This is a genomic window from Pusillimonas sp. (assembly GCF_029263785.1).
In the GTDB taxonomy this organism is placed as follows: Bacteria; Pseudomonadota; Gammaproteobacteria; order Burkholderiales; family Burkholderiaceae_B; genus Pusillimonas.
This window is the reverse complement of the sequence record NZ_JAJUFE010000003.1, coordinates 19,631-39,703: the sequence shown is the minus strand read 5'-3', so window position 1 is coordinate 39,703 and position 20,073 is coordinate 19,631. Positions and strand designations below refer to the sequence as shown.

At 57.3% G+C, this 20,073-nt stretch carries 18 protein-coding genes; 5 read left to right on the top strand and 13 right to left on the bottom strand.

Annotation, left to right across the window (positions count from 1 at the left end; all coding sequences use genetic code 11):
• The 6 genes from leuD to Q1J88_RS01420 all read right to left on the bottom strand — a co-directional run bounded on the left by leuD (position 1) and on the right by Q1J88_RS01420 (position 6,299).
• A complete protein-coding gene (gene leuD / locus Q1J88_RS01445) occupies positions 1-651 on the bottom strand; it encodes a 3-isopropylmalate dehydratase small subunit (protein WP_301115621.1) in 651 nt (216 codons plus the stop codon).
• Between the two features lie 8 nt (positions 652-659).
• On the bottom strand, positions 660-2,063 hold the full coding sequence (gene leuC, locus Q1J88_RS01440) for a 3-isopropylmalate dehydratase large subunit (protein WP_301115620.1): 1,404 nt from the start codon (positions 2,061-2,063) through the stop codon (positions 660-662).
• Between the two features lie 256 nt (positions 2,064-2,319).
• A complete protein-coding gene (locus Q1J88_RS01435; protein WP_301115619.1) occupies positions 2,320-3,225 on the bottom strand; it encodes a M48 family metallopeptidase in 906 nt (301 codons plus the stop codon).
• 24 nt (positions 3,226-3,249) lie between these two features.
• Positions 3,250-4,302: a chorismate synthase gene (gene aroC / locus Q1J88_RS01430; protein ID WP_301115618.1), complete on the bottom strand. Its 1,053-nt coding sequence runs from the start codon at positions 4,300-4,302 to the stop codon at positions 3,250-3,252.
• A 126-nt stretch (positions 4,303-4,428) separates the two neighbouring features.
• A complete protein-coding gene (locus Q1J88_RS01425; protein ID WP_301115617.1) occupies positions 4,429-5,907 on the bottom strand; it encodes a protein adenylyltransferase SelO in 1,479 nt (492 codons plus the stop codon).
• On the bottom strand, positions 5,904-6,299 hold the full coding sequence (locus Q1J88_RS01420; protein ID WP_301115616.1) for a DUF2069 domain-containing protein: 396 nt from the start codon (positions 6,297-6,299) through the stop codon (positions 5,904-5,906). Before Q1J88_RS01420 ends, Q1J88_RS01425 begins: the two co-directional genes overlap by 4 nt.
• 72 nt (positions 6,300-6,371) lie before the next feature.
• Here Q1J88_RS01420 and Q1J88_RS01415 point away from each other — a divergent pair, with 72 nt between their 5' ends.
• Complete coding sequence (locus Q1J88_RS01415; RefSeq protein ID WP_301115615.1) at positions 6,372-7,769, top strand: YihY family inner membrane protein; 1,398 nt, start codon at positions 6,372-6,374, stop codon at positions 7,767-7,769.
• Positions 7,753-8,223 carry a CBS domain-containing protein gene (locus Q1J88_RS01410; RefSeq protein ID WP_301115614.1) on the top strand — a complete coding sequence of 157 codons (471 nt, stop codon included), beginning with the start codon at positions 7,753-7,755 and terminating at the stop codon, positions 8,221-8,223. The genes Q1J88_RS01415 and Q1J88_RS01410 overlap by 17 nt, the downstream gene beginning before the upstream one ends.
• A 48-nt stretch (positions 8,224-8,271) precedes the next feature.
• Here Q1J88_RS01410 and dusA read toward each other — a convergent pair whose 3' ends face one another.
• The gene (gene dusA, locus Q1J88_RS01405; protein WP_301115694.1) at positions 8,272-9,252 is read right to left on the bottom strand and encodes a tRNA dihydrouridine(20/20a) synthase DusA; all 981 of its coding nucleotides are present in this window, start codon (positions 9,250-9,252) and stop codon (positions 8,272-8,274) included.
• Between the two features lie 160 nt (positions 9,253-9,412).
• Between dusA and Q1J88_RS01400 the strand changes: the two genes are divergently transcribed.
• Both Q1J88_RS01400 and Q1J88_RS01395 read left to right on the top strand, forming a co-directional pair.
• Positions 9,413-10,381, top strand: a complete 969-nt coding sequence (locus tag Q1J88_RS01400; protein WP_301115613.1) for a homoserine kinase — start codon at positions 9,413-9,415, stop codon at positions 10,379-10,381.
• A 36-nt stretch (positions 10,382-10,417) separates the two neighbouring features.
• The gene (locus Q1J88_RS01395) at positions 10,418-11,212 is read left to right on the top strand and encodes a BPSS1780 family membrane protein (RefSeq protein ID WP_301115612.1); all 795 of its coding nucleotides are present in this window, start codon (positions 10,418-10,420) and stop codon (positions 11,210-11,212) included.
• A 3-nt stretch (positions 11,213-11,215) separates the two neighbouring features.
• On the opposite strand, the gene Q1J88_RS01390 is transcribed toward Q1J88_RS01395, so the two are convergent.
• The 3 genes from Q1J88_RS01390 to Q1J88_RS01380 form a co-directional block, all read right to left on the bottom strand.
• Positions 11,216-12,067: a 3',5'-nucleoside bisphosphate phosphatase gene (locus Q1J88_RS01390; RefSeq protein WP_301115611.1), complete on the bottom strand. Its 852-nt coding sequence runs from the start codon at positions 12,065-12,067 to the stop codon at positions 11,216-11,218.
• Positions 12,068-12,122: 55 nt separating this feature from the next.
• Positions 12,123-13,049 carry an alpha/beta hydrolase gene (locus Q1J88_RS01385; protein WP_301115610.1) on the bottom strand — a complete coding sequence of 309 codons (927 nt, stop codon included), beginning with the start codon at positions 13,047-13,049 and terminating at the stop codon, positions 12,123-12,125.
• Between the two features lie 112 nt (positions 13,050-13,161).
• A complete protein-coding gene (locus Q1J88_RS01380) occupies positions 13,162-15,627 on the bottom strand; it encodes a DNA internalization-related competence protein ComEC/Rec2 (RefSeq protein WP_301115609.1) in 2,466 nt (821 codons plus the stop codon).
• Between the two features lie 256 nt (positions 15,628-15,883).
• On the opposite strand from Q1J88_RS01380, the gene Q1J88_RS01375 reads away from it, so the two are divergent.
• Positions 15,884-17,143: a flavin-dependent oxidoreductase gene (locus Q1J88_RS01375; protein WP_301115608.1), complete on the top strand. Its 1,260-nt coding sequence runs from the start codon at positions 15,884-15,886 to the stop codon at positions 17,141-17,143.
• Between the two features lie 6 nt (positions 17,144-17,149).
• Here the strand turns inward: Q1J88_RS01375 and Q1J88_RS01370 are convergent, their stop codons facing one another.
• From Q1J88_RS01370 to Q1J88_RS01360, 3 genes are read right to left on the bottom strand one after another with little or no spacing between them, the layout of a single operon-like run.
• Positions 17,150-17,977: a TatD family hydrolase gene (locus tag Q1J88_RS01370; RefSeq protein WP_301115607.1), complete on the bottom strand. Its 828-nt coding sequence runs from the start codon at positions 17,975-17,977 to the stop codon at positions 17,150-17,152.
• Between the two features lie 42 nt (positions 17,978-18,019).
• Positions 18,020-18,757 carry a lipoprotein-releasing ABC transporter ATP-binding protein LolD gene (gene lolD / locus Q1J88_RS01365; protein ID WP_301115606.1) on the bottom strand — a complete coding sequence of 246 codons (738 nt, stop codon included), beginning with the start codon at positions 18,755-18,757 and terminating at the stop codon, positions 18,020-18,022.
• Entirely contained in the window at positions 18,750-20,021 is a 1,272-nt protein-coding gene (locus tag Q1J88_RS01360) for a lipoprotein-releasing ABC transporter permease subunit (RefSeq protein WP_301115605.1), read from the bottom strand. Before Q1J88_RS01360 ends, lolD begins: the two co-directional genes overlap by 8 nt.
• Between the last annotated feature and the right edge of the window lie 52 nt (positions 20,022-20,073).

The following is a 20,073-nucleotide window of genomic DNA, read 5'->3' as shown; positions in this document are numbered from 1 at the left end:
TCAGGCGCGAGGTGCGACAGCCAGCCAGGGGTGGCGGGCCAGACGCTCGGATTCAAAGGCACGGATCTTGTCGGCTTTTTGCAGTGTGGTGGCGATCTCGTCCAGCCCGTTTAGCAGGCTGTGCTTACGGAATGGTTCTATCTCGAACGCCAGCTCGCGTCCGTCGGGTGTGATGACCACCTGGCGGGGCAAGTCGATCTCGAGGCTGTAGCCTTCGTTTGCGTAAAGCTCTTCGAACAGACGAGACACTTCTTCTTCCGGAAGCACAATGGGCAACAGACCATTCTTGAAACTGTTGTTGAAGAAGATGTCTGCATATGAAGGCGCGATAATCGCGCGAAAGCCATATTGATCCAGAGCCCAGGGCGCATGCTCCCGGCTGGAGCCGCAGCCAAAATTCTTGCGCGTCAGCAGGATCGAAGCGCCTTGGTAACGCGGTTGATTCAAGGAAAAATCCGGGTTCAGGGGACGCTTGGAGTTATCCATGCCCGGTTCGCCGTGGTCGAGGTATCGCAGTTCGTCGAAAAGATTTGGACCGAAGCCGGTGCGCTTGATCGACTTGAGAAATTGCTTGGGAATGATCAGGTCGGTGTCGACGTTTTCGCGGTCGAGAGGGGCCACCAGGCCCTTATGCGTGGTAAATGCTTTCATGGCGGATCCTATCCAAATGTGCGGACGTCGACAAAATGACCGGCAATCGCTGCAGCGGCGGCCATCGCGGGGCTGACCAGGTGGGTACGCCCACCCTGCCCCTGGCGACCTTCAAAGTTACGGTTCGATGTTGAAGCGCAACGTTCGCCCGGCTCGAGGCGGTCGGCATTCATGGCCAGACACATCGAACAACCAGGGTCACGCCATTCGAATCCGGCCTCAAGAAAGATCTTGTCCAATCCTTCTTGTTCGGCCTGCTTCTTGACCAGGCCCGAACCAGGAACAATCATGGCCTGCTTGACGTTTTCAGCCACTTTTTTGCCGCGCACCACTTCGGCGGCCGACCTCAAGTCTTCGATTCGCGAGTTGGTACACGAACCGATAAACACCTTGTCGATCTTGATGTCGGTAAGCGGCGTATTGGCCTCGAGCCCCATGTACTGCAGTGCACGCTCCATTCCGGAGCGCCTTACCTCGTCAGTTTCCCGGCTTGGGTCAGGTACCCGGTCGTTGACCGACAAAACCATCTCGGGCGACGTACCCCAGCTTACCTGCGGCGTAATATTGGCGGCATCCAGTTCGACGATACGATCAAAATGGCTGCCCTCGTCTGAGTGCAGGGTCTTCCAGTATTCAACTGCCTGATCCCACAGTTCGCCGGTGGGCGCATACGGGCGGCCACGGAAATAGTCGATGGTTTTGTCATCGACGGCTACGATACCGGATCGCGCGCCCGCCTCGATTGCCATATTGCAAACAGTCATTCGCCCTTCGATCGACAGCTCGCGGACCGCCGACCCACCGAATTCGATGGCGTATCCGGTGCCGCCGGCAGTTCCGATCTGGCCAATCACATACAGGACCAGATCTTTGGCCGTGCAACCGAACGGCAGATTGCCGTTGACCTTGATCAACATGTTCTTGCTCTTTTTCATGAGCAAGGTCTGCGTCGCCAGAACGTGCTCGACTTCAGAGGTTCCGATTCCGAAGGCCAGTGCTCCGACCGCACCGTGCGTACTGGTATGGGAATCGCCGCAGACAACAGTCATGCCGGGAAGAGTCGCCCCTTGTTCCGGGCCAATAACGTGAACAATGCCCTGCCGAATGTCATTCATTCGAAACTGCGTTATGCCAAACGTCGCGCAGTTTTCGTCCAGCGTGTCGACCTGAAGGCGCGAGATCGGGTCCTTGATACCCTGATCCCGTCCTGCGGTCGGTACGTTATGGTCGGACACCGCCAGGTTGGCGTTGACGCGCCAAGGTTTACGACCCGCCAAAGTCAGGCCCTCGAATGCCTGAGGGCTGGTCACCTCATGCACCAGGTGGCGATCGATATAAATAAGACAGGTGCCATCGGCATCCTGATCAACGACGTGGGCATCCCACAATTTGTCGTAAAGGGTCTGGGCCATAGGGATCTCGATAAGGATGTGCGTTCTAACTGCGAAAGAGTCATGACTATTATCGCAAGTTCTCAACCTAGTACAAGTGCAGCAGTTATACTAGTATTAATAGTGATATCCTTGTGGGATCAAGTGCTTACGATCCCATAATGAGTGCGCCAGCCGGCAAAAGGGCCCAATTTGGGCCCCCGAAATAACTCAACCCCGGTGCAGGCGCACTGAAACGTACGCACCGGTCAAAGCATCGTTCCGGACATGCACGACATTATTTGGCCGCTTCATACAAAGGCATGACCTGTTCTGCAATCCGGGTAAGGTCTGCAGTTCGAGAAGCGGCCGAAGGATGGGTCGACAGGAACTCCGGTGGTGCATTGCCTGCGCTCAAGGAGCCCATTTTTTGCCACAAGGTTACCGCTGCGCGAGGGTCGTAGCCCGCTCTGGCTGCCAGCTCGACGCCCATGCGGTCCGCTTCGGTTTCGTGTGTCCGGCTGTTGGGCAAGGTAAACATGACTTCTGTAAGCTTGCCCCCGAGGTCTGCGGTGGCTGCACTGCCTGTCAAGGCAGACAACACGCTCAGTCCGACATCGGCAGCAACCTGTTGTGACACCTGCTCGCGCGAGTGCTCGCGCAGGGCGTGTGCCATTTCGTGGCCAATAACTGCCGCAAGCTCTGCATCCGTGAGCTTGAGCTTGTTGATCATTCCGCTGTAGACAGCGATCTTTCCACCGGGCATGCACCAGGCATTCACTTCGTCTGAATTCAATACATGGACTTCCCAGTTCCAGTGAGCGGCATCCGGCCGGAACACCCCGACCTGGCCAATGAGCCGCTGAGCGATGGTCCGGACGCGATTCGTTTGGGCGGCGTTTGTATCAAGTGCGCCTTGTGCCCGCGCCTGTGCCACGATACTGGTGTATTGCTTTTGGGCCTCTTGGACAAGGGCTTGTTCAGAGACCAGGCTGGACATGTACTGCTTGCGATCAACGCCTACCGCGCCGGAGCCGGTCGTCTGCACCGCTGCGCAGCCGGCCAGCAGTGCCGCACCAGACAAACCCAGCACGGTCAAGGCACGCCTCAGCAGCCGGGCTGTGTGCAGTTCCGCTGGTGACTTCGCACATACATACGACGCTACGGACTGGAAATGTTTGTTAAGAACCTGAACTGTCTTCATATTCATCTCCGCGACGGCAAGTATTTACGATGCGCGCTGACGCAAGGCGTGATCCATCAACACAATGGCCAACAATGATTCGGCAATGGGCGTTGCCCGGATTCCGACGCAAGGATCGTGCCGCCCAAGTGTCTTGACCTGCACCGGATTACCCTGTTTGTCGACGGATCGCCGTTCGATCCGGATACTGGATGTGGGCTTGATGGCCAAGGAAACGGTGATGGGCTGACTCGAAGATATGCCGCCCAATATACCGCCCGCATTGTTGCTGATGAACCCTTCGGGTGTGATTTCGTCGCCGTGCTCCGAACCGCGCTGGGCGATACTTTCGAAACCGGCACCGATCGATACGCCCTTAACCGCATTAAGTCCCATCATCGCATGGGCAATATCGGCGTCAAGTCGGTCGTATAGCGGTTCGCCCCAACCTGCAGGCACGCCTTCCGCGACAACCTCGATACGCGCGCCAATCGAATCACCGTCACGTCGAAGCTGATCCATATAGGCTTCGAGTTCTTCAACGATGGCGGCATTGGGCGCATAAAACGGATTATTCGAGACTTCGTCCCAGCTTTCAAACGGAATGACAATCGGACCAAGCTGGCTCATGTATCCTCGAATGCGAACCTGGTACTGTTGTGCCAGCCATTTCTTGGCTATGGCTCCGGCTGCAACGGTAGGCGCTGTCAGGCGTGCCGAAGAGCGACCGCCTCCGCGCGGATCACGCACGCCGTATTTGTTCCAATACGTATAGTCGGCGTGGCCGGGGCGGAATGTGTTTTCGATGTCGCTGTAATCCTTGCTTCGCGCGTCGGTATTACGAATAAGCAAACCGATAGGCGCCCCGGTGGTCACGCCTTCATAGACACCCGAAAGAATCTCGACCTTGTCGGCTTCTTGCCGTTGCGTAACGTGCCTGGAAGTACCGGGACGCCGCCGGTCAAGTTCCAGCTGTATGTCTTCGGCTGTCAGCGCCATGCCGGCCGGGCAACCATCAACAACGGCACCGATTGCGGGACCGTGGGACTCGCCAAAATTAGTGACACAAAAAATCTTGCCTAGGGTGTTGCCGGACATAGTAGGTACTTGGATAGTAGAGAAAGATCTGCAAACTGTTCAGACGCTGCGCCTTGCAGCGCCAGGTATCGGGGATTTCGACATCATAATATGAGCCGGGGTGACTTCATGCTTTACGAGACAGGATCACGATGAGCAACTCACATGTAGATCCCTGGCCCAATCAGGAGCAGGCGCGGCATAAGCTTCGTACCCTGGCCGTTCGACGTAGGGCGTTCTGAGCAACTTCAGCAGCGTATCGATTTCGGTCGCATCGTCCTTCTCGGCGGCCTGGATCGCCAACTCGGCAAGATGATTCCGCAACACATAGACGGGATTCGCCTGATTCATCTGCGCGATTCGCTCCTGCTCGGGAAGCGCGTCACGCTCGATTCGCGCATGATAGTTTTCCAGCCAGGCCTTGGCTGCCTCACGATCCGAAAATAGGCCCAGGAAAGATTCCGGATCGGTCGTCACCGTCGCGAGACGACGAAAACTCAAGGTGAAATCAGCTTGTTGGGTGTGCAGCAGCCGCCACCAATCGTCGACCCATGCCTCGTCTGCGTCCTGCCAGGCGCGCAAGCCGAACTTTCGGACGAGATTGCTATGATATGCGTCGAGAAAATCAGGCTCAAAACCGCTTAATTGCTCACGCAGGTCGTCGGGCTCGGGCCCGAGAACGGCCAGCGCACTGGCTAGCCGGTACAGATTCCAATGCATGACCGACGGCTGCGCATTCCAGGCATAACGACCTTGGGTGTCAGTGTGGTTGCAGATGTGGCCGATCTGAAAGGCGTCCATGAAGCCATAGGGACCGTAATCAAGGGTCACGCCAATGATCGACATATTGTCGGTATTCATCACGCCATGGCAAAAGCCCACTGTCTGCCAATCGGCGACAAGCTTGGCAGAACGCCTGATAACGGCCCGTAGAAACCGAAGAATGGTTGCATGCGTGCCCCGAGTGTCACCGGCGGAGTCGACGCGGCATTCGGGGTAGAAGCGATCAACGATGTAATCGAGCAGCGCTTGCATCAGCTCTGGATGCTGAGTCCAATGTTCAAACGAACCGAAGCGGACAAAGGTAGGCGACACCCGGGTGACAACAGCCGCCCTTTCTACGGTCTCGCGGTAGACGGGATCCTGGGCAGTAACCACGGCCAGTGCACGCGTGGTTGCGATACCCAGGCCCTCCATGGCTTCACTAGCCAGGTATTCACGCACCGATGAACGAATTACAGCCCGGCCGTCTCCCATTCTGGAGTACGGTGTAAGACCGGAGCCCTTCAGCTGAAGCTCGAGCCCGCCTTGTGGCGTAAGGACTTCGCCCAGTAAATGTGCTCTGCCGTCTCCTAACTGGCCTGCCCATACGCCGAATTGATGTCCACTGTAGACGGCCGCCAGAGTGTCACCACCGCGCAAACCCCTATTGCCTGAAACGACATCCAGGAACTCTGGACGGGTCAAAGCCTCGTCAGATAACCCAAGCATGTGCGCAACAGACACGTTTGCATGCAGCAAACGGGGACGATCCAGGGGCTGGGTGTTCAAACGTGTATAAAACTGCCCAGGCAGGCGAGCAAATGAGTTGTCGGTTGACAGATCGTCGATGGAGTCAACGCTCATGACCGCACCCCGTTCGAGGTGCGCCCCGCGAGTTTCGCTGCACGCTTTGCGGGCCTCAGGTAAAAAATGGAACAAAGGTAAAAGACAAGGCTGAAGACAATCTCGAGGCCTGCCATGGCCACCGACGCCGGCGCAGGGTCGGAGTACGCGCGAACCACACCTTCCATGAAATAGATCAATATGAGCATCGACGCCCATTGCATGGTGTAAAGATTGCCTTTGAGTACACCCCGCAATGGCAGCAATAACGGCAGTACCTTCAATACCAGCCAGGAGCCCCCTGGGCGCAATGGTGCGAGCCATAGCTCCCACAACAGGCACAGCGCAATCAGCGCCAGCAGCGATACCGAGGCGCCATGGCGCAGTACAGGATTGAGTCGGGGTGTAGTCATACTGGTATTATTACCCGGATTGACGAACGAGTTTCCAGCACAGTGGCATACAGGCCGCAATCGGCATGCATCATGCAACATGAAGACGGTACCGACTCCAATCGCGAAATCCCGCCAGCAAGCGCCGACCGACTAAGCAGCTTGGGCAAGGCGGTGCAATACGCGCTGCAGCGTGCCAGCGAAAAAAGGCTGCCACAGATCGCCGCAAGCCTGACTTACACAACCGTCCTGGCCATCGTCCCGCTGCTTGCCGTCGTGCTTTCCCTGTTCACGGCCTTTCCGCTTTTTGCGGAATTCAAACTGGCGCTTGAAAACTTCCTCACCACCAGCCTGATGCCACCTGCCGTGTCCGACAACGTCATGGCGTATCTGAATCAGTTTGCCGCCAAGGCGTCGGGGCTGACCGCAGTGGGTACGGCCTTCCTGGTCATCGTGTCGATCATGCTGATCATGACCATAGATGGGGTGCTCAACGACATCTGGAGCGTCGAACATCGCCGACCACTGCGTCAGCGCATTCTGGTTTACTGGGCGATTATTTCGCTGGGGCCGATATTGGCGGGCGCCAGCCTGTGGACCACAACTGTTCTTACACAGCAGTCGCTGGGCTTGGTCGGTGAAATGTCAGCGGCCATGAATCTGCTGTTGTCGGTGGCACCGATTCTGTTCACTGGCCTGGGATTTGCCGCCCTCTTCGTCTATGTCCCTAATCGGGAAGTCTATTGGCGAGATGCACTGGTGGGCGGCATGGGTACCGCTGTGGTGCTGGCGATCATGAAGTGGGGATTCGCACTTTATATTTCGCACTTCCCGTCGTACACGATCATTTACGGGGCGTTTGCAACGCTACCCATCTTCTTGCTCTGGATCTATCTTTCCTGGCTGGGTATTTTGCTGGGTGCCACCGTTGCAGCCACGTTGCCGGCATTGCGCATGAGAAGATGGGCCGAGCAGCGCCAGCCTGGCGCAGCCATTGTGGACGCCATCAATATCATGCGTCTATTGCGAAGCGCACAAGGAACACCCACCCCTGGACGCAGCTCGCGGTTTCTCAGTGCACACCTGAGGCTGCATCCCGACGAACTCAATCACATACTGGCGACGCTGCATGGCCTGGGCTATGCGGTCCCCACCCAGGACAAGGACAAGGGTTCCGATCAATGGGTACTTGCATGTGATCTGAATCAGGCCAAGCTGGGACGCCTGGTCGACTTGTTATTGATTGATCGTCACCAGTCAGGACTGGACAACGTGCCCTACCTCTTGACGGGTATCGCAGCGGTGCTTACCAGCGACCCCGACCTGTCGTTAGGCGACCTGATCGACTCCGGATTGCCGGAGCAAACTCCTGTAGCACGCAGCAACGATGGTTCACAAACCGGAAGTGTTCTACCCCAAATTGCGGATCTCAGGCAAAATACAAATAAAATCAGGCAGACGGAGGAGGCCCCCCATGTTGAAAGTCAGTGAGATATTGCGCGTCAAGGGACACACCCTTTATACCGCCACCCCTGACATGCCCATTACAAAAGCGCTCGAAACCATGAGCGAACAAGACATCGGGTCGCTGGTCATCATGGAGCACGGCGAACTTGTCGGCATGCTCACCTTCCGCGAAATCATCCGGCATCTGCATGCCAACGGCGGAAACACCGGCAACTACACCATTCGCAGCATCATGGACGATGCACCCGTCAGTGTCACACCCAACACCAGCGCACAAGAGGTCCAGCGCCTGATGCTGGATAAGCACGCACGGTATATGCCTGTCATGGACGGGCCCGTCCTGCAAGGCGTCATATCGTTTTACGATATGGCGCAGGCCATCGTGGCGGCGCAGCAGTTCGAGAACAACATGCTGAAAGCATACATTCGCGATTGGCCGGGCGATGGCGAGGCCCTTCAGACAGAAGAAGGAAATTGATCGCAGCCCTGGCCTGATTAACCGGCGCCGCAAAGGCGCCATTATTTTTTATTCGGCCCGTCGTACAAGATCGTGCCACGCTTGTTCGAGCATCCCGGGATCATTCCTGTTCAACAACGAGGCATCAGAAAGCATGCGGCGCCAGTATCGCGCCCCCGGCCTGCCCGACATCCAGCCAAGCATGGGTTTCAATACCATGCGCAAGGGAACGCCCCGCGCGACCTGAGCCTGCGCATACTCCACCATTGCATGCACGACCTGGCCTGGCTCCAGCAGGGGTTCTTCCGGGTACAGGTCTCGGGAAATCCCGGAAAGCACCCCGGGAGTGTGCCATGCCGCTCGACCCAGCATGACGCCATCAAAACGCTGCAACTGGGCTATAGCCTGATCAGGCTGTGCCAGCCCGCCATTCAACACAAAGACAGAGTCCGGAAAATCAATTTTGAGCTGGTGGGCGACGTCGTACCGCAATGGAGGGATTTCGCGGTTGTCCTTGGGAGACAATCCCTGGAGCACCGCGTTACGGGCATGGACGATAAATACCCTGCAGCCAATCCGATGCAACTGCCCCACGAAATCTCTCACAAAGCTGTACGAGTCATCGTAGTCCAGGCCAAGCCGATGCTTGACGGTGACCGGAACAGTGACTGCATCTTGCATGGCCTTTATGCAATCGGCCACCAGTTGGGGCTCTGCCATCAGACAGGCGCCAAACGCTCCCCGTTGAACACGATCCGAAGGGCAACCGCAATTGAGATTGATCTCGTCGTAGCCCCATTGCTCGCCAAGCTTGGCACACTCTGCCAATGCCGCCGGATCACTGCCCCCCAGTTGAAGTGCCACCGGCGTTTCGGATTCATTGAAATCCAGGTGTCTGGCGACGTCTCCGTGCATAAGGGCGCCGGTCGTAATCATCTCGGTATAGAGTCGTGCCCTGGGTGCCAGGAGACGATGAAAAAAGCGACAATGACGATCAGTAACGTCGATCATGGGAGCAACGCACAAGCGCCACCCTGAAGCGGCAGGCAAGGTGGATTTCACGATACGGTATAGTGAATAAGTTAGGGATCAGAGCCGATTTTAACGTTCGGAGCCATAGAGGCACGTTTCCCCCTTTGAACCCACTGCTTTACAATCCGGCATTGCTGCTCCAGGCAGTGCCCAAAATCCTTGACTGCTTATTTTCTTTATGGCCGTATTCACCCCTGTCAGCGACGACGACGCACGCGAGCTTTTGCATCATTACACTCTGGGCGAGCTGGTTACTCTGCGGGGAATTACCGCCGGTATTGAGAACACCAACTATTTCCTGACAACCACCCAGGGCGAGTATGTACTGACCTTATTCGAGGTGCTCACATACGAGCAATTGCCGTTCTACATCGAGCTGATGCATCACCTGGCCAACAGGGGAATTCCGGTTCCCCAGCCTCAAACCCGTAAGAACGGCGAGCGACTGGGCGTCCTGCATGGCAAGCCGGCCGCCATTGTCAGTCGCCTTTCAGGAGGCTACGAACCAGACCCCGGCCCCTTGCACTGTGCCTTGGCAGGCCAAACGCTTGCCCGGACGCATCTTGCCGCGCAGGATTTTTCCCTGAAGCAACCTAATCTGCGAGGCCTGGACTGGTGGCGATCCACCATTCCGAAAGTCGTGCCCTTTCTCGACGAGCATCAGTCCGACCTGATCAACACGGTGCTTGACGAGCAGATCTCATTTGCTGCGTCTGAGCTTTATGCAAAGCTGCCCTTCGGCCCGGCACACTGCGACCTGTTTCGCGACAACGTTTTGTTCGATGGCACATACGAAAACCCTCGCATGGGTGGCTTTATCGACTTTTACTTCGCGGGATGCGACACCTGGCTTTTCGACGTTGCGGTAAGCGTCAACGACTGGTGTATCGAACGCAATAGCGGTGCATTCATCGAAGATAAGATCAATGCCTGGCTAAAGGCCTACGCAGAAGTCCGGCCGTTCACGGCTGAAGAGCGGGAAGCCTGGCCATTGCTGTTGCAAGCAGCCGCCCTTCGTTTCTGGACTTCCAGACTGTTCGACTTCTTTTTGCCTCGGCCCGCTCAAACGCTCAAGCCACATGATCCGAGACATTTCGAGCGCATTTTGCGAAAACGGCGTGAAACGCCCGCGCCGGCGCTGCCCTGATCTGCAGTCCACGGGCACCGTCAAGCAGGAAATCTCATGCAAGCAGCAAAACTTCCCTTTCGTTCCGGTTGGTCCTGGATTCAGGAAGGCGGCCGGATATTCAGGCAACAGCCTCTGGCAATGTTCTTCTGGGGTCTTCTGACCAGCCTGTTCATCACCATATCTTCGGCGATCCCGATCATCGGCCAGATGGTTCTGATTGCGGCGACCCCAGTCCTTACTTTCATCACACTTTGCGCCTGCAGGAATATTTCGAAGGGTCGCCAGATGATGCCTGGCATGTGGCTTGAGCCTTTACGCGATAAGGCGGTACGACGCCGCCTTTTTCGTTTGGGTCTGGCTTACCTGGGATGCTGCATGATTGCCGGCTTTATCTCGACCTTGCCATTTTTGGGTCAGCTGTCGACCGCTATCGGCGATGGCAGCAACATTGATCCCGCGGTCTTGTTTGACGCCCTGCTCCCTCCGCTGATTACCTTCGCCATCCTTTATATACTGATTTCGGCCTTGTTCTGGCATGCGCCGGCCTTGACAGGCTGGCACGGAATCAGACTGGTGCAGGCGCTTTTTTACTCCATGGTCGCATGCTGGCGCAACAAATGGCCGTTCTTGTTATATGGCGTCAGTTGGGGTGCAATTTTTGTTGCTGTGCAAACCAGCGGAAGCCTGTTGACATCGCTGGGCCTGCCCGCAGGGGTGGTGCAGCTGGTCTTGATGCCGGTCAATATCGTGGTAGTGGCGATTCTATATTGCAGTTTTTATCCCACATACATGAGTGTTTTTGGCGTCAATTACGAGCGCGCCTACGACGCTGCCGGTTCAGAGACGTAAGGCTCAGACCCAGTCGTGCCAGACCGGCTTCAAGCCCTCCGGCAGCTGGGGTAATGAACCCAGATCAATATGACTTTCGCTGGGTGCATGAAAATCCGACCCGCGTGATGCCAGAAAGCCATATTGACGGGCGACGTCGGCGTACTTCTTGAATTGCTCTGGCCGGTGGCTGCCGGTTACCACCTCGATACCTTCTCCGCCCAGCTGCTTGAAAATGTCAAAAAAGGCATCTGCCTGGGTCGCGTCATACGCATAACGACCGGGGTGAGCAATAACTGCCCTGCCGCCGGCTCCAACTATCCACTGCACGGCGTCTTCGAGCTTCGCCCAGTCAACACGGACGTTCCCGGCCCGACCTTCGCCCAGATATTGATCAAATACCTCTTGCATGGTTGAGCAATAACCCTGCTCGAGTATGTATCGGGCGAAGTGGGTGCGACTGAGCAGTTGAGGATTGGACGCGTAGCGGAGCGCGCCCTCAAAGCTTCCCTGGATACCCATATTCTCGAGTCGTTCGGCAATACGGCGAGCCCTGGCCACACGCCCTTCGCGGACCGACGCCAGCCCTTGCCGGAGAACGAGATTCGACGGATCGATATTGAGACCGACGATGTGCACCGTGCGCTTGGCCCACGTCGCGGATATTTCGACACCCGGTACGAAGGCCAGATCAAACCGGGAGCATGCCTCTTGCGCTTCGCTGATGCCCGAAAGCTCGTCGTGGTCGGTAAGAGACCATAATTGCACCCCGCCTTCGCGGGCACGCTGCGCCAGCGCAGTCGGAGTCAACACCCCATCTGATACCCGCGAGTGACAATGCAGATCAGCATTGATGGATAGTCTGGTTCCAGTCATTGAAATCATTGTACTTGTCTGGACACGCCTACCGGCAAGAACCGGACCCATCGTCTCAGACAGAGCCGCGCAGGAAATCCACGACAGGCTGGATCTGCTCGTCAATCATGAGCGTTGGCGCATGTCCGACCCCTGCAAACTCGACAGACCGGGTTTGTGGGTTACGGCGGCTCATGTCTTTCAACGTCTCCCTGGTCAGTACATCAGACTCCGAGCCCCGAATCACCAAAATGGGAGAAGTGATGCTGTCATAGGCGAACCAGAGCATTTTTTCGGCTGCATCCAGAGCACTTTCATCTTGTTGCATCATTGGCTGGGCCAGGCGCAGATCGTAGTGTCGTATCCATCGCCCGTCTTTCTGCACAAAGACGTCCCGGGTCAGGCGATTCCACTGCGCTTGAGAGTGCGGCCCAAAACCTGATGACACTGACTGAACGTAGGCGACCGCCTCGTCAAAGGTATTGAAGGTAACGTCGGTGCCAACATAAGACGCAATGCGCGCCAGTCCCTGCCGTTCGAGTCCGGGGCCAATGTCGTTCAGTACGATCTTACGTAATTTCAGTGCGCTATCGACGGGCAACCCTAACCCTTCACGTCGAATGCGACCGGCTGCAGATGCCGCGAGCGCGCCCACCAGCCCCAGGCCGATCAACCCGCCCATGGACGTACCCAGCCAATCGACCTCGGTCACGTCAAGTCGGGCGATCAAGGTCAGAATGTCAGAAACGTATTGGGGTACGGCATAACCACTGGGGTCGTCCAGCCAGTCAGAACGTCCACGGCCTACGATATCCGGCGCCACCACACGGTACTCCGGGACCAGCTTTTGAGCCAATTCGTCAAAATCCCGGCCACAGCGCGTCAGGCCGTGTACGCATATCAGGGTTTTACTGCTAGAGGAATCGCCCCACTCCCAATACGCCATACGATGGACACCCGAAGGGCTGGCGCAGGTAACAAACTTGAGACGGGGTTCGATCATGGTTGGACCTATGCGAAATAAAGCACAACTCAAAGAATGCCAATCTGGGCGATAGGCCTGCCGTTGGCAACAAGCCAAGGCAGAGCTCAAAAATAGTAACCGATCTCTGACCCTATGGGTTTCGCCCACTCCTGTTGGCTTTTACCTGAAGGCCGCTATCGCGTGAACTGGCCATAATCGCTCCATCCTGGTCGGTCCTCCAGAATGTGGCTCCGCTGCGCTGCCACCGGCGTTCAACAACCGCATGGGGATGCCCATATCGATTCCAGCGGCCTGCCTGCGCGATGACATGTGAGGGCCCGGTGTGTCGAACCAGTTCCGGATCGGACGAACTTCGCGAACCATGATGTGCAGCCACCAGTACGTCAATCGGTCCGATGTCACGCGCAACCAGTTCCGTCTCCTGGGCAGCACTGATATCGCCTGTCAGCAACGCGAAGTGATGCCTGCCCTGTATCCGTAGCACGCAGCTTTGGGCATTACGCAGCTTGGTATCGCTATTCGTTCCTACAAGAGGCGCTGTCGGAAGCGGCCACAGAAATTCGAATTTCACCCCGTCCACAACCCACCGCGCACCGTAGTGGCAACGCGAAATGACCGCGGGCAAGACCGGAAGATCACGGGAAACTCCCAACAGCCTTGCCTCCCGCTTGAGATAAGCCACCATATCAAAAGAGCTGTATGACTGCGTTACGAGCCTGGATTCAAGCACGCTGCGCAAGCCACCTGCATGATCGATGTCGGCGTGCGATACTACCAAAACATCTATTCGGCCAATGCCCCTGGCGCGAAGAAACGGAACAATATTGCGGGCCGCGGCGTCAGTCTCCGGACCATGCCTGATACCGGTGTCGAACAGCAGGGTATGATTTTGCGTCATAAACAGCACCGCTGAACCCTGACCGACATCCAGAGCCACCATATCCCAGCTGCCCCGAGGCGGACGCTCGGGCTTCCAGAACAAGGCCGGCAGCATCAATAGCCACCCCATCCCTCGCCATGGCAATCCCTGAGGCATCAACGCCCATGCCAGCCCGATCAATGCAAGCCCCACCGCCCATCCGGGCGCTGCGGCGGCGTCAATGCTGGCCAGTTTCAAACCGGCCAGCCAATGCGTGGGAGCCATCATCCAGCTCAAGGGCAGATGTGCCAGCCAAGCAAGGACGCCTGCTGCCGGACCCGACCCTGGCACCATCGCAACAGCCGCCAGAACTAGCGCCAATGGTGTCACGACCAGGCTGATCACAGGAATCGCATAGGCATTGGCGAAAGGAGATACGACGGAAACTTCGTTGAACATCAATGCCAGAACCGGCATCAACCCGGCCGTGACGGTTAACTGCAACTTGGCCGCGGTGACCAACCAGCGCCAGTGACGCCATGATTCCGCTCCATCAATAGCTTCACCAATCCAGCGGCCACTTGTCAGCAGTACGGCCACTGCTCCAAAGGACAACCAGAAGCCGCTGGCCAGCAGCGCCCACGGATCAAGGATCACGACAGCAGTGGCAGCCAGAAGCAGCACGCGCCAGGGACCGAGCGGAAGTCGGGAAACATGGGCAAAGGCCAGAACGCACAACATCAGAAATGTGCGTCGCGCGGGTACTCCCCAGCCCGCCAAGAGACAATATAGCCAGGCAACAAGCAGCGCCGCCACGCAGGCGGCCACTTGCGCCGGAACGCGTTCAGCGAGGAATACACCGCCCAGGCTCAGGCGTCGCCACAGCCAAAGCGTCAACATTCCGCCCAGCGCCGCGATCATTGTGATATGGCTTCCACTGATTGATATCAGATGGGTAATCGAAGTTCGATTAAAGGTCAGCCAATCAGCCGCCGGCACACCTGCCTGGTCTCCAATGGCCAGCGCAAGCAATACCGGCCCATATCGCTTGTTCTCAAGATACGGTGCCATGGCCTCGCGCACCCTGTGACGTGTACGTTCAGCAATAACGCTCAGGCTGGACCAGGGCTGGTCGTATAAATAGCGAGGTGTTCCACGTACGCTGCCCACTGCTCGCACACCAGCAGCGAACACGTGTTTCTCATAATCGAAGCCATGAGGGTTGGACAGTCCGTGAGGACGACGCAGGTTCAGCGACATGCGCCACACCTGCCCAGGAACCAGCGAAGGAAATTCCGGCTCGTCGTTGTAGGCCTTCTGTGCGTTTGGCCGTCTTCCGTACGGACCGCTATAGCCGGGTGCATGCCACGATACCCGTATACGCCGCGGCACGCCGTCCGGCAATGACTCAAGAACATACGCATCGAAGCGTCGACTTTCTGAAGACACTTGAGGGAGGGTCTCGATACGCAATACCACCCTCGACACTTTATCTTCGTCGGAATCTCTAAGGAATTCCGCGGATCGATGATCGATGTTCACCGACACCCATGCCCACCCGGACAAAAACGCAACCGCCGGCATGATCCAGGTGGGTCGACGTCGACGCAGGACGAAGGCGGCGACAAGTACGGCACCCCAAAGACCTGCCCACTCGACTGCATCGGGCGAACGCGGCAGGCCATGCGCAAGAGCGGCGGCGGTCAGGCCAGACAACACACTCAGTCGCCCAAGCATACGATGCCCTTTATCCATTCAAAAATAAATGGGAACCCGGGAAGCCCCATGCGACGATGAGCCCGGCGACATTCCCTTGCCCATGGTAGGACGGTCAAATCATTCCGGGTCCCCATACGTGACGGTTGCGTCCAGCGAGGTTTCCACGAAGTAACCAGAGAAACCCAGCTGCCAGCCGCTGCACTCAGTTGACCGCAACTTCCCACACCACCCGTAGTGTTTTGTTATTATTTGCGCCACGTTTTAGGAGAAGATCTTGAAAGTCATCATCGTCGGCGCCGGAATAGGTGGCCTGACTCTGGCACTTATGCTGCACAAGCGCGGCATCGAATGCGAAGTATTTGAAAGCGTGCGCGAGCTCAAACCCCTCGGCGTCGGCATCAATCTGCTGCCGCATGCCGCGACCGAACTCAAAGATGTGGGCATGCTGGAGACGCTGCAAGCCAACGCTGTGGAGACCTCCGCCCTGCACTATTACAACCGCTTCGGTCAAAGCATCTGGCAAGAGCCGCGAGGTCTGGCTGCGGGTTATGCAGTGCCGCAGCTTTCCATACATCGGGGCCGCCTGCAGCTTCTGCTCGCCGAGGCCGTGCGCGAGCGCCTGGGTGCCGACAAGCTCCATACCGGCAAGGCCTTCGAATCATTGACACAGGACGCCGATGGCGTCACTGCTCTTTTCCGGGATCGCTCCAACAATGGCGCTGCTGTCGACTTTCGGGGTGACGTCCTTGTTGGCGCCGATGGTATCCATTCGGCGGTGCGCAAAGGCTTCTACCCAGACCGTGACGAATTCCGTTTTTCGGGACGCATTCTCTGGCGCGCGGTGACCTATACCCGGCCCTACCTGGATGGCCGCACGATGTTCATGGCCGGCTACCAGGACCAGAAATTCGTCGCCTATCCTATCGTGGACGAAGCGGCACCGGCAGGTACCGTTGCCATCAACTGGATTGCCGAGCTCAGCGTTCCCGAAGACCGCGTCTCGTATACCGACTGGAACCGGGTTGTCGACAAGTCGGTATTCGCCTCCGAATTTCAAAGCTGGAAATGGCCCTGGATCGATATCCCGGCATTGATTGACGGAACAGAGGCGATCTATGAATTTCCCCTTGTTGATAAAGATCCGCTTCCCAGATGGACTCACGGCAAGGCGACATTGATGGGTGATGCAGCCCACCCTTTATATCCCATCGGGTCAAACGGGTCTGCACAAGCCATTCTCGACGCACGCTGCCTGGCCGACAGGCTGCTCGAAACCGTGCAAAAGCACCATCGCAATGTCGAGGCGGCACTAAAAGAATACGAGGCTGAACGCCTGCCCGCCACCACGGGCATCATCTTGCGCAATCGCCTGAATGGCCCGGAACAAGTCATGCAGATGGCGCACGAGCGTGCTCCCGACGGATTCGCGCACATCAATGACGTCATCCCCCAAGAGGTGCTGGAAGAGGTGTCATTGCGGTACAAGCGTGCAGCCGGCTTTGATCCATCAAAACTGAAGGCCAACAAAGCCTGAACACGTTCAGCAAGCCTGAAACGGCGCTTGCCGAGGCAGCACTGTCGCAAGTCGGGGCAATACTCTAAGGGCATTTGCCCCGGTCTGGACGATGACCTCGTCCAGGGTGGTGCCACGGATCTGTGCCAGCACCCTGGCCACACCCGCAACGCTTGAGGGCTCGTTTCTACTGCCCGACTCCAGCCATGCCGGCGGAATATCCGGTGCGTCAGTTTCAAGAACCAGGGCGTCAAGCGGAAGGCGTTGGGCCAATCGTCTGATCTGCAAGGCGCGGTCGAACGTCATGGCCCCGCCCATTCCCAGCACAAACCCCTGCGCAATGAACTGCTCTGCCTGTTGAAAGCTTCCATTGAAGGCATGGCCAATACCGCCTATGCGAGGACGGCGACGCAAGTGTTTGAGCAAAATGTCGTGAGAGCGGCGTACATGCAGGATTACCGGCAAATCAAATTGAACGGCCAAGTCCAGTTGCGCTGAATAGAACTCCTCTTGACGTCGCCGCATGGCATCTGTCTTGAGTTCGGGCAAGAAGAAGTCAAGACCGATTTCACCGATGCCGACAAACCTGGGATCTGACAACGACGCCCGGATTTCGGACTCCAGTACGGCAAGATCGTCGATCGACGCCTGCGGCACGCAGATCGGGTGAATGCCCAGTGCATACACACCGCCAGCAAATGAGTGAGCCAGTTCGCGAACCCGATCAAAATTACTGCGGGCAATTGCCGGAATGACAATCGCATGCACCCGTGCGTCGTGAGCCCGCTTCAGAACCTCGTCGCGATCGCTCTGAAATTCGCCTGCATCAAGATGGCAGTGCGTGTCGATAAGCATGAATCCACCCTTGCTCTGTCGTGTAGGCCAGGCGGCGACACGTCAGCCACCACGCCCTGCTTCTGCAGTTTCTGCCGGATCGGCATCAACAAGCGAACCATCATTCATGTGGAGCTGCCGATGAGCCAGCGCAGCCAGCGAAGGATCATGGGTCACGATGGCAAACGCTGTACCTGATTCCTGATTCAACCGCACCAGCAATTCGAACATGGAGTGTGCCGTGTGGCGATCCAGGTTACCGGTAGGCTCGTCTGCCAACACACAGGCAGGCCGGCTTACCAGAGCACGCGCCAAGGCGACACGCTGTCTCTCGCCTCCGGACAATTGTCCAGGATAATGCGTCATCCTGTGTGCCAGCCCGACTTGCTCAAGCATGACGGCCGCTTGCTCGCGAGCGTCGCTGCGACGCTCGCGACGTACGATCAGCGGCATGGCAACATTATCGAGCGCTGAGAACTCGGACAATAAATGATGAAACTGATACACAAAGCCCAGACTGCGGTTGCGCAGTTGACTGCGCCGTGCCTCGGAAAGCCCCTCGGTGGACACACCATTGACCCACACCGAACCCGAGGTAGGCTGATCCAGCAAGCCCAGCAGGTGCAGCATGGTGCTTTTTCCTGAGCCGGACGCACCGACTACCGCAACCATTTCACCTCGGGCCACATGGAGGCTCACGTCACGGAGCACGTCGACTCTTTGCCCCCCTTCTTCATAGTATTTGACAAGGTTCCGGGCGACCAGAACGTGGTCAGACAGTGGCGTGTTCGTATCAGTCATGGCGAAGCACCTGCGCAGGCTGGAGCCGCGATGCCCGCCAGCTTGGATAAATGGTGGCAAGCAGCGACAGGACTAAAGAAGTGATGGTGACAATCAAGATGTCACTGGCCTGGGGGTTCGAGGGCAGCTCACTGATGAAGTAAATTTGCTGAGGAAGAAATTCAATTCCGAACAGGCGCTCGATGAACGGGACAATGACATCAATATTGAAGGCCAGCAACATTCCCAGGCCCACGCCCACAAGGGTGCCAATCACGCCAATGAGTGCTCCCTGCACCAGAAAGATGCGACCTATTTCGCGAGGCGTGGCACCCAGCGTTCGCAATATGGCAATGTCAGATTGCTTGTCCTTCACGGCCATCACGAGGGAGGACAAGAGATTGAAAGCCGCCACTGCGACAATCAGCGCCAGAATCAGGAACATCATGCGCTTTTCGGTTTGCACCGCTGCGAACCAGGTTCGATTGTTCTCGGTCCAGTCGCGTACACGCGCATAGCCGGGAACCTCGCTCCGAAGTGCTTGCGCAATCTGAGGGGCGCGCTGCATGTCATCAATGCTCAGGCGCACGCCACTGGTACCGCTCTCACGAAATACACGAGCTGCATCTTGCACGTTGATGAACGCCATTGACGCATCGTACTCGTAGTAGCCAGATGAAAAAATACCCTTTACCGTGAACTGGCGCATACGAGGCGTAAAGCCGGCGGGTGATACCGACCCCTGCGGGGCCAACACCAGCAGCGTGTCTCCAGCGCGTACTCCCAGCGCATCTGCCAGATGGCTTCCCAGGACAATGGCAAATGAGCCGGGCTCAAGCACGCCCAAGTCGGCATCGGTCATCTGGGCGGCAATATCGGAAACCTCAGCTTCACGCCCGGGATCAATGCCGCGCAGCTGCACGCCGCTAAGCGACTGGCCTCGAACCAGCATGGCCTGGGCGGCAACAAATGGAGCCTTTCCGCGTACCGCGGGATTTCGGGCGGCATCTTGTGCCAAATCTTCCCAGCGATCCAGAACCTGTCCCGGTTCGACGCCCGGCACGAACACTTCGATATGGGGCAGCACGGAGAGCATCCGGTCGCGAACCTGGGTCTGAAAGCCGTTCATGACGGACAACACCACGATAAGCGCTGCAACGCCTAACGCTATTCCAGCCATCGATGTGCCGGCAATGAATGACACGAAGCGGTCTCTGCGACCGCCGCGCCGCGCGCCCCGCGAAACGCCGGCATAGCGTGAACCTATCCAAAATTCATAAGACATTCTTAGAAACCACCTTTTTGTTCTCGTCCGTACCTGTGAGGATTTCGCGCCC

Coding starts and splice junctions, on each gene's coding strand:
- leuD (WP_301115621.1), bottom strand. CDS start 651: ATGAAAGCATTTACCACGCATAAGGGCCTGGTGGCCCCTCTCGACCGC.
- leuC (WP_301115620.1), bottom strand. CDS start 2,063: ATGGCCCAGACCCTTTACGACAAATTGTGGGATGCCCACGTCGTTGAT.
- Q1J88_RS01435 (WP_301115619.1), bottom strand. CDS start 3,225: ATGAAGACAGTTCAGGTTCTTAACAAACATTTCCAGTCCGTAGCGTCG.
- aroC (WP_301115618.1), bottom strand. CDS start 4,302: ATGTCCGGCAACACCCTAGGCAAGATTTTTTGTGTCACTAATTTTGGC.
- Q1J88_RS01425 (WP_301115617.1), bottom strand. CDS start 5,907: ATGAGCGTTGACTCCATCGACGATCTGTCAACCGACAACTCATTTGCT.
- Q1J88_RS01420 (WP_301115616.1), bottom strand. CDS start 6,299: ATGACTACACCCCGACTCAATCCTGTACTGCGCCATGGCGCCTCGGTA.
- Q1J88_RS01415 (WP_301115615.1), top strand. CDS start 6,372: ATGCAACATGAAGACGGTACCGACTCCAATCGCGAAATCCCGCCAGCA.
- Q1J88_RS01410 (WP_301115614.1), top strand. CDS start 7,753: ATGTTGAAAGTCAGTGAGATATTGCGCGTCAAGGGACACACCCTTTAT.
- Q1J88_RS01400 (WP_301115613.1), top strand. CDS start 9,413: ATGGCCGTATTCACCCCTGTCAGCGACGACGACGCACGCGAGCTTTTG.
- Q1J88_RS01395 (WP_301115612.1), top strand. CDS start 10,418: ATGCAAGCAGCAAAACTTCCCTTTCGTTCCGGTTGGTCCTGGATTCAG.
- Q1J88_RS01390 (WP_301115611.1), bottom strand. CDS start 12,067: ATGACTGGAACCAGACTATCCATCAATGCTGATCTGCATTGTCACTCG.
- Q1J88_RS01385 (WP_301115610.1), bottom strand. CDS start 13,049: ATGATCGAACCCCGTCTCAAGTTTGTTACCTGCGCCAGCCCTTCGGGT.
- Q1J88_RS01380 (WP_301115609.1), bottom strand. CDS start 15,627: ATGCTTGGGCGACTGAGTGTGTTGTCTGGCCTGACCGCCGCCGCTCTT.
- Q1J88_RS01370 (WP_301115607.1), bottom strand. CDS start 17,977: ATGCTTATCGACACGCACTGCCATCTTGATGCAGGCGAATTTCAGAGC.
- lolD (WP_301115606.1), bottom strand. CDS start 18,757: ATGACTGATACGAACACGCCACTGTCTGACCACGTTCTGGTCGCCCGG.
- Q1J88_RS01360 (WP_301115605.1), bottom strand. CDS start 20,021: ATGTCTTATGAATTTTGGATAGGTTCACGCTATGCCGGCGTTTCGCGG.